This window comes from Kribbella sp. NPDC023972, from assembly GCF_040639075.1.
GTDB lineage: Bacteria > Actinomycetota > Actinomycetes > Propionibacteriales > Kribbellaceae > Kribbella.
Window position 1 is genome coordinate 84,909 of sequence record NZ_JBEZZH010000012.1, and the last position, 12,517, is coordinate 97,425.

At 69.1% G+C, this 12,517-nt stretch carries 14 protein-coding genes; 8 read left to right on the forward strand and 6 right to left on the reverse strand.

What is annotated here, in order from left to right:
- The first annotated feature begins 39 nt into the window (after positions 1-39).
- Genes AB0F43_RS33750 through AB0F43_RS33760 form a run of 3 tightly spaced genes read left to right on the forward strand, consistent with a single transcriptional unit; the run spans position 40 to position 2,695 of the window.
- The gene (locus AB0F43_RS33750) at positions 40-984 is read left to right on the forward strand and encodes an NAD(P)/FAD-dependent oxidoreductase (protein WP_360486317.1); all 945 of its coding nucleotides are present in this window, start codon (positions 40-42) and stop codon (positions 982-984) included.
- A gap of 26 nt (positions 985-1,010) precedes the next feature.
- A complete protein-coding gene (locus AB0F43_RS33755) occupies positions 1,011-1,463 on the forward strand; it encodes a sigma factor-like helix-turn-helix DNA-binding protein (RefSeq protein WP_360486320.1) in 453 nt (150 codons plus the stop codon).
- Positions 1,460-2,695 carry a hypothetical protein gene (locus AB0F43_RS33760; protein ID WP_360486323.1) on the forward strand — a complete coding sequence of 412 codons (1,236 nt, stop codon included), beginning with the start codon at positions 1,460-1,462 and terminating at the stop codon, positions 2,693-2,695. The genes AB0F43_RS33755 and AB0F43_RS33760 overlap by 4 nt, the downstream gene beginning before the upstream one ends.
- On the opposite strand, the gene AB0F43_RS33765 is transcribed toward AB0F43_RS33760, so the two are convergent.
- A complete protein-coding gene (locus AB0F43_RS33765) occupies positions 2,672-3,295 on the reverse strand; it encodes a TetR/AcrR family transcriptional regulator (protein ID WP_360486326.1) in 624 nt (207 codons plus the stop codon). The genes AB0F43_RS33760 and AB0F43_RS33765 overlap by 24 nt on opposite strands.
- 263 nt (positions 3,296-3,558) lie before the next feature.
- On the opposite strand from AB0F43_RS33765, the gene AB0F43_RS33770 reads away from it, so the two are divergent.
- Genes AB0F43_RS33770 through AB0F43_RS33790 form a run of 5 tightly spaced genes read left to right on the forward strand, consistent with a single transcriptional unit; the run spans position 3,559 to position 9,051 of the window.
- The gene (locus AB0F43_RS33770; RefSeq protein WP_360486329.1) at positions 3,559-4,896 is read left to right on the forward strand and encodes an ammonium transporter; all 1,338 of its coding nucleotides are present in this window, start codon (positions 3,559-3,561) and stop codon (positions 4,894-4,896) included.
- Positions 4,893-5,231 carry a P-II family nitrogen regulator gene (locus AB0F43_RS33775; protein ID WP_360486332.1) on the forward strand — a complete coding sequence of 113 codons (339 nt, stop codon included), beginning with the start codon at positions 4,893-4,895 and terminating at the stop codon, positions 5,229-5,231. The genes AB0F43_RS33770 and AB0F43_RS33775 overlap by 4 nt, the downstream gene beginning before the upstream one ends.
- A complete protein-coding gene (locus AB0F43_RS33780; RefSeq protein WP_360486335.1) occupies positions 5,232-7,496 on the forward strand; it encodes a [protein-PII] uridylyltransferase in 2,265 nt (754 codons plus the stop codon).
- A 57-nt stretch (positions 7,497-7,553) separates the two neighbouring features.
- Positions 7,554-7,973, forward strand: a complete 420-nt coding sequence (locus AB0F43_RS33785; protein ID WP_360486338.1) for a hypothetical protein — start codon at positions 7,554-7,556, stop codon at positions 7,971-7,973.
- Positions 7,974-7,992: 19 nt separating this feature from the next.
- Positions 7,993-9,051 carry a DUF2332 domain-containing protein gene (locus tag AB0F43_RS33790; protein WP_360486341.1) on the forward strand — a complete coding sequence of 353 codons (1,059 nt, stop codon included), beginning with the start codon at positions 7,993-7,995 and terminating at the stop codon, positions 9,049-9,051.
- On the opposite strand, the gene AB0F43_RS33795 is transcribed toward AB0F43_RS33790, so the two are convergent.
- The 5 genes from AB0F43_RS33795 to AB0F43_RS33815 all read right to left on the reverse strand — a co-directional run bounded on the left by AB0F43_RS33795 (position 9,044) and on the right by AB0F43_RS33815 (position 12,498).
- Entirely contained in the window at positions 9,044-9,928 is an 885-nt protein-coding gene (locus AB0F43_RS33795; RefSeq protein ID WP_360486344.1) for an arginase family protein, read from the reverse strand. The two genes, AB0F43_RS33790 and AB0F43_RS33795, sit on opposite strands and share 8 nt — an antisense overlap.
- 64 nt (positions 9,929-9,992) lie before the next feature.
- Complete coding sequence (locus tag AB0F43_RS33800; protein ID WP_360486347.1) at positions 9,993-11,039, reverse strand: hypothetical protein; 1,047 nt, start codon at positions 11,037-11,039, stop codon at positions 9,993-9,995.
- 2 nt (positions 11,040-11,041) lie between these two features.
- On the reverse strand, positions 11,042-11,305 hold the full coding sequence (locus tag AB0F43_RS33805; RefSeq protein ID WP_360486350.1) for a hypothetical protein: 264 nt from the start codon (positions 11,303-11,305) through the stop codon (positions 11,042-11,044).
- A 33-nt stretch (positions 11,306-11,338) separates the two neighbouring features.
- Positions 11,339-12,076, reverse strand: a complete 738-nt coding sequence (locus AB0F43_RS33810) for a hypothetical protein (RefSeq protein ID WP_360486353.1) — start codon at positions 12,074-12,076, stop codon at positions 11,339-11,341.
- Positions 12,073-12,498 (reverse strand): hypothetical protein, encoded by a 426-nt coding sequence (locus AB0F43_RS33815; RefSeq protein ID WP_360486356.1) that lies wholly within the window; start codon positions 12,496-12,498, stop codon positions 12,073-12,075. The genes AB0F43_RS33810 and AB0F43_RS33815 overlap by 4 nt, the downstream gene beginning before the upstream one ends.
- Positions 12,499-12,517: the final 19 nt, after the last annotated feature.

The window sequence follows — 12,517 nt, forward strand, 5'->3', positions numbered from 1 at the left end:
TCATCACGGATCCTCGCCATACCGAGAGAGGAGTACGGGATGAAGAAGTACGACGTGATCGTGGTCGGCGGGGGAGCCGCCGGGCTGAGTGGTGCGCTGGCGCTGGTGCGGTCGCGCCGGACGGTGCTGGTCGTCGACGACGGTACGCCGCGGAACGCCCCGGCGGAGGGCGTGCACAACTACCTGACCCGCGACGGGGTCCCGCCGGCCGAGCTGTACGCGATCGGCCGCCAGGAGGTCGCCGGGTACGGCGGTGAATTCGCGACCGGCACGGTGACAGCGGTCCGCCGGGACGAGCTGTTCACCGTCGAGCTTGCGGACGGTACGACGTACCAGGGCCGGCGGCTGCTGGTGACGACCGGGCTGACCGACGTGCTGCCCGACGTACAAGGACTGGCCGAGCGGTGGGGGCGTGACGTGCTGCACTGCCCGTACTGCCACGGGTGGGAGGTGCGTGACCAGGCGATCGGCATTCTGGCGACCAGTGGGATGGCTACGCACCAGGCTTTGCTGTTCCGGCAGTTGAGCGATGACGTCACGCTGTTCCTGCACACCGCGCCGGAGCCGACCGATGAGCAATGGGAGCAGCTCGCAGCCCGCGGAATCTCCGTAGTACAAGGGAAAGTCGAGCAGCTCGAAGTGGAGAACGACAAGCTCACCGGAGTCCGGCTGGAGGGCGGCCGAGTCATCCCACGCCAGGCGCTGGCTGTGCAGACGAGCATGCGAGCCCGTGCAGGCTTCCTGGTCGACCTGGGTCTGGAGACCGTGGAGCAAGAGGTCAACGGCCTGGTGATGGGCACCGTCGTGGCGGCCGACCCGCTGGGTACCACGGCCGTGCCAGGCGTCTTCGTGGCCGGCAACGTGACCGATGCGCGAGCCACCGTCATGCCCGCCGCTGCGGCCGGTTTGATGGCGGCCGGAGGTGTCAACGCGGACCTGATCGCAGAGGAGACACGGCTGGCTGTGGCCGCCCGCAGTAGTTGAGGCGTTGAATAGAGGCGGGAGGGTGGATGCAGGAATCGGTCGACCCGGACTTCGCCTCGTATGTCGACGCGCGGCAGGGCAGATGGCTCCGCACGGCGTACCTCGTGTACGGCGACCTGGAGCGAGCAGAGGAAGCACTGCTGCACGCCTTCACCCGGTTGTCGATGCGCTGGGACAAGGTGGATGACCCGGACGCTTTCGTCCAGCGGTTGCTCTACCAACCGGCCCTGGTGCGGTGGAACCGGGTGAAGGCGTTCCCGGACGAGGACCACCCGGTCAAGCTCGCACTGGCGGAGCTGACTCCCGCTCAGCGTGCTGTGTTCGTGCTGCTGCATCTGGAGGAGCTCACCGAGTTCGAGGTGGCCGACGTACTCGGGATGTCCAACACAGCCGTGCACGGACACGGCCTGACCGCTTTCAGCCGCTTCCGTACGGTGCTCGGCGCCGGTGACTGGCGTGACGCGGGAGAACCGCGATGAGGCGGGAGGACGTCCAGCCTCTGCTGTACCAGGCGGCGGACCGGTTGCCCGAGCCGGACCTGGCCGACACCGCTTGGGCCGGCGGTCTGGCCACCCGGCGTCGCAAGCGCCGCAACCTCCTGGTCGGCCTGCTGATCGTCCTGATCGTGGCTGTGGTCGCGGCGATCGGAGCCGGAGTCAGCGGGGGCAGGAACGCGGAACTCGTCCCGCCGCCGACCACACCGACGTTCCCGCCGGGCTACGTCCCGCCGGCTGGGCAGATTGCCGGCATCGACTTCTGGATCGCGCCACCGGCCGGCAGCGAACGATTCCTCGACCGGATCTACACACCGCTGGGCGATCGACTGAGCCGCCCGGACGACCCGGGCCCGCTCAGCGAGAACCCGATCGAGAACCTCGCCGCCGTGGTGCTCGAAGAGCGTGGCGGCCGGTATGACGCGCTTCTGCTCGGTGCCGACTCGACCTGGGCACGCGCCGACCTGCAGCTGGCCCCGATCAGCATCGGATCGCCACTGAGCTCGGGAGCGGTGTCACCGGACGGCCGGACCGCCGCCTTCCCACAGCCGGGTGAACTGGTCACGCTCGACGCAGTGACCGCGGCGGTAGCCCGCTACCAGCTCCCGACCCAGGACCTCCGCAGTGTGGCCTGGACGCCGGACGCTCAGCATGTACTGGTGAGCGGGCCGGGCACGGCTTACCGCGTGCTGGTACGCGAGGGCGACTACGGAGAGAAGCCGGTGGTCGCGATTCCCCCGTCCAGGAACCCCGCGTCGATCACGGCGCCGTTCCGGATCGAATCCAACTCCGTGCTCCGGCACCTGGCCAACGGCGAGTGGTCGCTGGACAGTGAGCTGAACCTGCCGGTGCGGACCTGGGTAGGCCAGACCTTCTCGACGTACAGCATGGCGGCGCGGCTCTTCGTCTCGGAGGATCTCCAGCAGGTGCCGACCAAGGCCTCTCAGCCGCAGGTGGTCGCGGCTATCTCCACCCTGCGGGCCCTGCCCAGCCAACTGCTGGTGCTGGCGGAGACCGACCAGTCCACGCCCGCGATGGACCCGCAGCATCTCCGGGAGCCGGGCTGCTGCGCCGTACTGGGCTGGTACGACGACAACCAGCCACTGATCCAGGTCGACGGCTGGGTGCTCGCCTGGGACGTCCGCATCGGCAAGGTCCGGCGAGTCGCCGAGCTGGACGTGGACGGCCTCGCCCTAGGCCCGGGGATCCGGCCCTGAGTTCTCGTCCAGGATGCTGCGCATGGTGAACATCAGCAGCTTGTCGGCGTCCTCGGGCGTAGGCATCGGCTCACCGGTCAGCGCACGGATGACGAACACACCGGCCAGCCACTGCACCATCAGCACCGGGTCCACCGTGCTCCGGACCGGTTCACCCCGGGCGCGGGCCCGGTCCAACGCGGCCTGCGTCAGCTGGATCCGCCGATCCAGGAACAGCCGGTAGATCGCGGCGGACCCCTCGTCGCGGTTCGCCTCCGACACCGCCAGGCGGATCAGGGCCAGTCCCTCTGTGCTGTTCACGAACGTCAGCGCATCGGTGTAGACCTGACGCAGGTCGCCCTCGATCGACCCGGTGTCTGCATCCGGGATCTCGATGTCGAACAGCTCCGCCAGGGCGTCGCTGGCCAGCAGTTCCTTACTCGCCCAGCGCCGGTAGATCGTCGCTTTGCCGACCCCCGCGGCCTCGGCGACGTCGTCCACCGTCATTCCGTCGAATCCTCGCTCCAGCAGCAGCCGCACGGCGTGCCGGCGGATCCTCGGCTCCGCGTCCGGGTCGCGTGGCCTCCCGCGGCGCGGCCGCACCCCGTGGTTGATCCCCATTCGCGTTCCCCAGGTCGGACGGGTGCAGTGGCGCGGCTGCGGGCCCGTGTGGTCCAGGCCAGAGTGCCACAACTTCGCCGATGTCACGTCGATGTCACCTGAACGCCCGGTTTGTCACATGCCTGAAACAAACGGACCGATCGGCTGAAACGGCGCGCCGACACCGTGTGCGGTGTGACTGTGCGCGGGCTCCCCGGCGTTGTGGAGTTCTTCCCGATTGAGGACGCCGGTCACCCCCCAGATCGATGGAAGGGATGACGTTGATGGAGATCAACGCCGGCGATACCGCCTGGGTCTTGGTAAGCGCCGCCCTGGTGCTCTTGATGACACCGGGCCTGGCTTTCTTCTACGGCGGCATGGTGCGCGTCAAGAGCGTGCTGAACATGATGATGATGAGCGCCATCACCATCGCCGTCGTCACAGTACTGTGGGTGCTCGTCGGTTACTCGCTGACCTTCGGCGGTGACACCGGGCACGTGATCGGCAACCTCTCCGAGGTCGGCCTGTCCGGCCTGATCGCGCCGGAGGCGGTGACCGGGACGATCCCGACGCTGGCCTTCGTCGCCTTCCAGTTGATGTTCGCGATCATCACCCCGGCGCTGATCTCGGGTGCCATCGCCGACCGGGCCACCTTCCGTGGCTGGATCGCGTTCGTGGTCGGCTGGACGCTGCTGGTGTACTTCCCGGTCGCCCACTCGGTCTGGTTCCTGGACGAGGGCAACGGCGGCTGGATCGGCGACAAGCTGGGCGCGATCGACTTCGCCGGCGGTACGGCGGTGCACGTGAACGCCGGTGCCGCCGCGCTCGCCCTGGCGATCGTGCTGGGCAAGCGGGTCGGCTGGAAGAAGGACCCGATGCGGCCGCACAGCCTGCCGCTGGTCGTCCTCGGCGCCGCGCTGCTGTGGTTCGGCTGGTTCGGCTTCAACGCGGGCTCCGCGCTGAGCGCCGGCACCACCGCCGCGGTCACCTTCGTGAACACCCAGGTCGCCACCGCCGCCGCGGTGATCGGCTGGCTGATCGTCGAGCGGATCCGGCACGGCAAGGCCACCACGCTCGGCATGGCGTCCGGTGCCGTCGCCGGTCTGGTCGCGATCACCCCGGCCTGTGGCGCGCTCACCCCGGTCGGCTCGCTCATCCTCGGCGTCGTGGCCGGTGGAATCTGCGCCTTCGCGGTCTCGCTGAAGTTCAAGCTCGGCTTCGACGACTCCCTCGACGTGGTCGGCGTGCACCTGGTCGGCGGTCTGGTCGGCTCGCTGGCGATCGGCTTCCTCGGTACGGCGGCCGCCCCGTCGGCGGTGGACGGCCTGTTCTACGGCGGTGGCGCCTCGCAGCTGGGCAAGCAGGCGCTGGCCAACGTGGTGGTCGCGCTGTACTCCTTCGTGGTCGCCTTCATCCTGGGTAAGGTCATCGACCTGACCATCGGCTTCCGGCTCAAGGAGGAGGACGAGGTCGCAGGTGTCGACCAGGCCGAGCACGCCGAGACGGCGTACGACTTCCTCGGCGCGTCCGGCCTGCGCGGTCACTCCCCGCTGGCCCGGCCGCACACCGCGGTCGAGACTGACACCACCGAGGCGTCCGAGAAGGAAGGTGCCAACGCATGAAGCTGATCACCGCGGTGGTCAAGCCGCACAAGCTGGAGGACGTCCGGGCCGCCCTGGAGACGTTCGGCGTCACCGGCATGACGGTGACCGAGGCCTCCGGCTACGGCCGGCAGAAGGGCCACACCGAGGTCTACCGCGGCGCGGAGTACGAGGTGGACCTGGTCCCGAAGGTCCGGGTCGAGGTCGTCGTCGAGGACGGTGACAGCGCGGACGTGGTGGACGTGATCGTCAAGGCCGCGCAGACCGGCAAGATCGGTGACGGCAAGGTCTGGGTGACCCCGGTCGAGACGATCGTCCGGGTCCGCACCGGCGAACTCGACGGAGACGCTCTCTAGATGGTCGATCGAGCAGAACAGCGGCGCGTGCGTGCCGAGGAGGCCGACGCGCTGCTGTACCTGCTCCTCTCCAAGGCTTGTGACGCCCTCGGTGTGCCCACCGAGGGCGTCGCGCTGGTCGCTGTCGGCGGCTACGGCCGGGAGGAGCTGTCGCCGTACAGCGATCTCGACGTGATGCTCGTGCACGCCGAGGGGTACCCACGGGTGGACGAGCTGGCCGCACAGATCTGGTATCCGCTGTGGGACTCCCGCACCAGGCTGGACCACAGTGTCCGGACCGTCGAGGAGGCCCGGAAGGCGGCTGCGGACGACATCCGGGTCGCCCTCGGCCTGCTGGACGCACGGCACGTCGCGGGGGACTCACACCTCACTCTGCAGCTGCGGTCCGTGCTGATGGCGGACTGGCGCCGTACCGCCAAGACTCGGCTGCCCGCACTCGCTCAGGCGTGCAAGGACCGTGCCTCGACCGTCGGTGAGCTCGCACACCTTGCAGAGCCCGACCTCAAGGAGGCGTACGGCGGTCTGCGGGATGCCGTCGTACTGCGTGCCTTGGTGGCGTCGTGGCTGGTCGACGTACCGCACCCTGTGGTCGAGCGGGCGCGACTGGACCTGCTGGACGTCCGGGACGAGCTGCACACGGTTGCCGGGCGTTCCACCGACCGGCTGGTCGCCGACGTAGCCGGTGAGGTCGCTGCGGGCCTTGGCATGGATGGCCGCGAGGAGCTTCTGCGACACGTGTACTCGACCGGTCGGACGCTCGCACATGTGTGTGACGTGTCCTGGCGACGGGTCGAGAGTCTGATGACCCGTCCGCCTCGGTCCCGGCGTCGTCACCGGACCGGGGGACCGTTGCTGCTGGCACTCGATGAGGGAGTCGGCCAGCACGAGGGTGAAGTCGTGCTGATGCCGGACGCCCGGCCGGAGCGCGACGCCGTACTGGGCCTGCGTGCTGCAGCTGTGGCCGCGGACCGAGAGCTGGTGTTGTCGCCTGCAGTGTGCGGGCGGCTGGCCAACCGTGCTCTGGCGCTGCCTGAGCCCTGGCCGGGCGAGGCGCGGCGACTGCTGTGCGCTCTGCTTGGTGCGGGCAACGGTCTGCTCGAAGTGTGGGAGGCGCTGGACCAGTCCGGCTACATCTCGCGGATCCTGCCCGAGTGGGACACAGTGCGATTTCGGCCGCCGCAGTCGGCGATCCACCGATTCACCGTCGATCGGCACCTGCTGGAGACGTGTGTCGAGGCCGCCAAGATGGTCCGCGACGTACGTCGGCCTGACTTGCTGCTGGTGTCTGCACTGCTGCACGACCTCGGTAAGGCGGTCGAAGGCGACCACAGCGTCACGGGCGCGGTGATCGCGGGGACTGTGGCTCGTCGGCTCGGCTTCAATGAGCCGGACTCGGACACGATCGCCCTGCTGGTCCGGCAGCACCTCATGCTGGCGCAGGTCGCCACCCGGCGAGACTTGGACGACCCGATGACCGTTGACCTGGTGGCTGGGATCGTCCACGACACAGAGACGCTGGACCTGCTGGAAGCCCTCACGTACGCCGACGCGCGTGCTGCCGGCCCCGCGGCCTCCTCGCCGTGGCGGATGCGGCTAGTCGGGGAGCTGTGCCGACGTGTGCGCAGTGAGCTGTCCGGGGGAGGCCAGAGCATGTGGACCGAGGCTCCGCCGATCCCCGTACCCACCCTGCACCAGGTCGTCGGAGTGGGACGGCTCGGCGTGACCATGTCCGAGCATCACGGCGACCTGCGCATCAATGTCGCCGTACCCGATCAGGTGGGCACGCTGTCGACTGTCGCGGCCGTGTTGGCCGTTGAGCGGCTCGCCGTACGGTCTGCCGTCATCACTTCTGTCGAAGGGCTGGGGATCTCGCAGTGGACCGTGGCCGGCTCGCCACCCGACCCAGTGCGGTTGCGTGACCGGCTGGCGGTGGCACTGCGCGACGACACCGACCTGGTACGACGCCTGGCCTCGCGCGACTCATCGGCGGTGAAGGCACGGGTTGCCAGCCGGGTGGACCTGCTGCCTGGTGCATCGGAGACGGCCACCGTGCTGCAGGTGCGAGCACACGACCGTCCGGGCCTGCTGTACGACGTCACCTCGGCTATCGCATCCACTGGTGCTGACATCCGTTCGGCACACGTGAGCACGCTGGGAGCCGAGTGTGTGGACGTCTTCTACCTCACCGACAGCCACGGCTCACCTTTGGACGAGGAAGACGCGCGCACGACGGCAAAGACGGTTCTCGATCGGCTGACGTTCTAGTCCGCGCCGGGTCTACGCGAGACGGTTGGCCCTTTGTGAAAGGTACTGTCCCCGACCGTGGCTTCCTTGTCTTTTCTCCTCTCGATCCTCAACTGGCTGCTCACCCTGGGCGTTCTCATCCCCGGGCTGGTGCTGACCGCCAGAGCGCGCCGAACCACCGGTCCCGCTGCCGCCAAAGCCATGGTCGGCTGTGCCGTCCTGCTGGTAAACCTTCTGCTCGCTGCGGGCTGGAGCCTGGTGTGGCGGACGGGCGGATCGTCGTTCCTCCGCGGGACCGGTATCCAAGACCTGCCCCTGGCTTTCGGGCTGTACGGACTGCTGCACACGATCCTCTACTGCGTCGGTATCGGTTATCTGATCGCGGGCGTCGTGGGGAGCAGCCGGGCCGCTACGCCGCCGTACCCGCCACAGCAGCCGTACCCGCCACAGCAGCCGTACCCGCCGCAGCAGCCGTACCCGACGTACCCTGCGGGCTGAGAACACTAGTGTCGGCAGTGTGCACGTCGTAGATACTCTCCAGCGTCAAGCAGTTGCCTGCGAGGAACTCGGGTCCCCGATGTACGCCGAGCTGTGCCGGCTGCTTGTGGAGGACTACGAGGTCGGTGGCGTGTCTACCGGCGTACTGGCCGGCTACGAGGACCGTCCGTTCGGTGATGCGATCGCACTGCGATTGCTGGGCTCCATGCATCGGCTGGTGCTGGCGGGGGAGGTGCCGGAGCTTGCAGCGTTCTACCCGAGCGTCGGCGGTACGTGGGACCCGGTGCTGGGGTGGGAGGCCTTCGAGCAGGTGCTGCAATCCCGGTCGGCCGAGCTGCGGTCCCTGCTGACCCAGCCACCGCAGACCAACGAGGTGGGCCGGGCCACCGCTCTGTACGGCGGTCTGCTGCAACTGGTCGAGGGTGTGCCGCTACCGGTGCGACTGTTCGAGATCGGCGCCAGTGGTGGGCTCAACCTGCGGGCGGACCACTTCCGGTACAACCTGGCCGACGGGACGTGGTTCGGCGCAGCCGAGAGCCCGGTGGTGTTCGACGAGGCGTGGTCGGGCCGGCCGCTGAAGCACGTGCCGCTGCGGATCGCCGAGCGCGTGGGCAGCGACATAGCGCCGGTCAACCCGCTGACCGAGGAGGGTGCGCGGACACTGACGTCGTACGTGTGGCCGGACATGCCTGTACGGCTGGCCCGATTGCGCGGTGCCCTGGAGATCGCTCGCCAGGTGCCGGCCGACGTACGGCGGGAGGACGCGGTCTCGTTCCTGCGCGGGCTGGAGTTGTCGGTGGGACACGTGACAGTCGTGTGGCACTCGATCGTGTGGCAGTACTTGACCCGGTCCGACCGGGCCGCTGTCGAGGAGCGGCTGGCAGAGCTCGGAGCCGCGGCGAGCGAGTCGTCGCCGCTGGCCCGACTCAGACTCGAGCCGCTTCCACGCACGGCCGGTGAACCGTACGACTTCCTGGTGGACCTGCAGGTGTGGCCGGGCGGCGTACGACGGATTCTCGGCCGAGCGGAGCCCCATGGTCAGGGCTTGGTCTGGGAACCTCCCACCGAGGTCAGGTAAGGGCCGCCACCAGGGTGTCGGTGAGCTCGGCGGCGTAGCGGCCGTCCGGGTCCAGGTCGGGGTCGAAGATGCCGATGTCGAGGCCGGCGCATTTCGGTGCCGAGAGCAACGGTTGGAGGAGCTCGGCGAGCTGGGCGTGATCGATGCCGCCCGGGTCGGGACTGTCGACCGCCGGCATGACCGCGGCGTCCAGGATGTCCACGTCGAGATGCACCCAGAAGCCGTCGAGGTGCTTCAGGTGTTCGAGCACGCCGCTTGCGGCTTTGGCCGGATCCTCGGCGATCACGCGGGCCGGCCAGACCGGGATCCCGGCGTTGCGCACGTCCCCGACGTACTCGTCGTCCTCCCGGATGCCGAGCAGCGCGGCATCGGTGGCTCTGGTGTAGGGGCCTTGGTGTTCGAGGTCGGTGAGATCCGCCTGTCCGCGGCCGGTGATCAGCGCGAGGGCCTCACCGCCGGCGGCCCCGACGTACGGCGAGTTGTCGACGGTCCGGAAGTCCGAGTGGCCGTCCAGGTAGGCGACGCCGTACCGCCCGCGCCGCTTCAATGCCAACGCCGGGCCGAGCAGGTTGCTGCACTCACCCCCGAGCAGCACGACGAACCGGTCCTCGTCGAACAACTTCGCCAAACGATCCGCCAGCTTCACCGTGTACGCCGCGATCGCCTCGGCGTTGAACACACCGTCGCCCGGCTTCCAGCCTTCGCGGTCGTAGCGAGGTGGCGTCACGTACCCGGCGTCGGCCGCCCCGATCCGCTGGAGAAATCCCTGATCTCTGATCGCGCCGGCCAGCTTGTAACACCCCGGCACCGCGCCGGCCACCGGCGGCCGCAAGCCCAGATTGGAAGGCCCATCCACTACGGCCCGCGACTTCCCCACGGCACCTCCCTAACCGATGGTCGTCCACCTAAAGGTTAGATCCTGGCGTCAGCTCCGCACCGTGTCAACGAGCTCGGTCCCCTTCTTTCGCCGGGCGCTTGATCCCTGGGCTCCCCGCACCGCGCCGGCCGTCCCCGAGCGTCGGCCGCTCGCTCGTGGCGCCGGCCGCCGGCGCTGATGCGGCGAGCATCCTGCGCATGGCCTCGGGGCCGAATCGATCCGACCGGTCGGTCCGGCTGACAGCCCGCTGGTGCTCGCCCAGCTCCGGTGCGGCCACGGCCGCCGACGGGTTGGGTGCCTTCACCTGGAACAGCTCGCCAGCCTGCCGCTGGTAGTGCGCTTGCAGATCCGCGACGGCTTGGTCCAGCCCGGCGATCGTCCGGTCGGCCGTCAGTTGGCCGGCCTGCGGACGGTTCTGTACGACGGACCACTCGGCCACCGCCATCTGGTTGACGAGATGGGCGCGGGCAGCGGCCTGATGCTCGGCGGTCGGCGGGACCACGTCGCCGAGCTGGTTGCGCACAATGTGGTCTGCGATGGTGTCCCAGCGCATCACCACCGGCTGGTTCAGCGCTTTGTGCAGGAGTTCCTTGCGCTCGGCGGGGGAGTTGGTGGCGCGTCTCAAGAGTGCATCGGCCGCGTGGACGGCTCCGGCGTACTCGGGATCCGGTCTTGGCGCTCCGTCGTAGCCGGCCTGTTGGGTGAACTCGTCGTACGCCTCCATGCTCGCGAGCTCGGTCAGGCCCTCGTCGAGTCCGATGCTTTGCATCCCGCGGACGGCGTTCGGCTCGTGCAGCGCGTCGAGCTCGGCGCGGGCATGCAGTGATTCGTGCAGGACGGTGACCAGGGCCTGGCGCTGCAGTCGCGGCTCGTGGCTGAGCCTGCCGCCGGTCAGGTGGTCCAGCACCAGCTGCTGGTTGAGCCGCAGCGTGCCGTCCCGGCCGAGGCCGCCCCACTTGTCATCCGTCCGCGCGTAGAGCTGCCCGTTCCAGAGGTCCTTGCCGCCTGGCTGCAGCTGGTGGGCGATCCGGTACAGCCGAGCGACCTCTTGGTACACCGGCGACGACGGCTCGATCCGAACCATGCCCCCGAGCAGCTCGTCGCCCGCCATGCCTAGCCGCCCGTACGGCCGTCAGCCGGCGGATCCGACCAGGGCAGACCCTCCGTCAGGATCTCCTCCGACCGCTCCAGCCCCCGCGTCAGCCCCCGAATCGTCACACTGTCGTCCCCGGCCCGATCTGCGATAGCCCAGATCCGCCGCCGGGCCTCCCGCAACGCCGCCAGCCGCTCCTCGACACTGCCGCTCTCGAAATCCCCCTCCTCCAACACCCGCAAAGCCTCAACCATCTCCCCCGACCGCCCACCCTCAGCGTTCATCCCACGAACCCCTCGCTCGCCGTCCCAGTCACTTTATCCACCTCCCGTCCGTCCAACCCCGCGTCGGTGTCGAAGCGTTCCACCCCCTCGGCGCCCATCAGCGAGATCCGGACGCCGGCGAGCCGCCAGCGCGGCCGGCGCCAGCCCGGCAAGGAATCGGAGCTCGGCGGGCAACTGCTTGCTGTCGGGCGCCTCATTCACCGGCAGCGGTGCCCGGTCGGCCCGCGTGTTGGGTGGTGTCGCCGGCAACGGGACTCTAGGAGTCGATCGGAAGTGCCGCCGGAGCTCGTCGACCTTCGAGTTGAGCGCCTGGCCGATGTCGTTCACCACCGATCGGCCGGATTGGGCCGGGCGGTGAATGAGCGTCGCCCACTGTGGATGAAGCATGGTCTCGATCAAGACCGCGCGTACGGCGCTCCGATCCTCGGCGCGGAACGGTACGACCTCCGCCAGGCGGTTCTGCAGGACGGCCTCGGCGAGCTGGTCGAAGTGCATCACGCCTGGGCCCTGGACGAGTCGATCGATCAGCAGTTGCGCGTCCACCCGGAAACCGGATGTCTGCGTCACGAGGCTCTCGGTCGCGATGAAAGCGCCTGCGTACTGCGGCTCGCTGAAGACCAGCCGCGGATAGCCGGCGAGCTCGGCGAAGATCTGGAAATCCTGAGCAGCTCGGAGCTCGGCAACACCTTCGGTGAGACCGAGCGAATGGTTCGTCCGGACAGCATTGGGCTCGGCGGGCGCATCTGGGACCCGCGTCGCGTCCTGGGTCATTCGTCCTGCTCGGGGCAGGACGGGTCGCGAAGCTCGTTCTCGAGGTGCTCGAGCGCTCGCGTCATCGCCCGGATGTCGGCTTCCTCGTCGGCCGGCGCGCGATCGGCGATCTCCCAGATTCTCCGGCGGGCCTGCTGCAGCGCGGTGATCTGCTCCTCGACCGTGCCATCGACGGGATAGGCGGCGGCATGGATCCGGCCGGCCTCGTGGTACAGCTCGCTCCACTCCCGGGCGGGTGGCGGCGGCTCGGAGAGGCTCGCGATGACACGGGCCGTCCAGGAGCGGTCGTGCTCCGACGCGTCCGCGGGCACCATGGCCCGCAGCCGCTCCTGCTCGGCCGCGATGTCGACCGGCTGCCCCCCGCGGATGCGATCCCGGGCACGGTTGAACTCCTTGGTGAACGTCGGAACGTCGAGTGGCATCCGTGGCTCTCCTGACGTG

Bases quoted from the DNA above. Each gene is read 5' to 3' on its own strand.
- AB0F43_RS33750 (WP_360486317.1), top strand. From the start codon at position 40: ATGAAGAAGTACGACGTGATCGTGGTCGGCGGGGGAGCCGCCGGGCTG.
- AB0F43_RS33755 (WP_360486320.1), top strand. From the start codon at position 1,011: ATGCAGGAATCGGTCGACCCGGACTTCGCCTCGTATGTCGACGCGCGG.
- AB0F43_RS33760 (WP_360486323.1), top strand. From the start codon at position 1,460: ATGAGGCGGGAGGACGTCCAGCCTCTGCTGTACCAGGCGGCGGACCGG.
- AB0F43_RS33765 (WP_360486326.1), bottom strand. From the start codon at position 3,295: ATGGGGATCAACCACGGGGTGCGGCCGCGCCGCGGGAGGCCACGCGAC.
- AB0F43_RS33770 (WP_360486329.1), top strand. From the start codon at position 3,559: ATGGAGATCAACGCCGGCGATACCGCCTGGGTCTTGGTAAGCGCCGCC.
- AB0F43_RS33775 (WP_360486332.1), top strand. From the start codon at position 4,893: ATGAAGCTGATCACCGCGGTGGTCAAGCCGCACAAGCTGGAGGACGTC.
- AB0F43_RS33780 (WP_360486335.1), top strand. From the start codon at position 5,232: ATGGTCGATCGAGCAGAACAGCGGCGCGTGCGTGCCGAGGAGGCCGAC.
- AB0F43_RS33800 (WP_360486347.1), bottom strand. From the start codon at position 11,039: ATGGCGGGCGACGAGCTGCTCGGGGGCATGGTTCGGATCGAGCCGTCG.
- AB0F43_RS33805 (WP_360486350.1), bottom strand. From the start codon at position 11,305: ATGAACGCTGAGGGTGGGCGGTCGGGGGAGATGGTTGAGGCTTTGCGG.
- AB0F43_RS33810 (WP_360486353.1), bottom strand. From the start codon at position 12,076: ATGACCCAGGACGCGACGCGGGTCCCAGATGCGCCCGCCGAGCCCAAT.
- AB0F43_RS33815 (WP_360486356.1), bottom strand. From the start codon at position 12,498: ATGCCACTCGACGTTCCGACGTTCACCAAGGAGTTCAACCGTGCCCGG.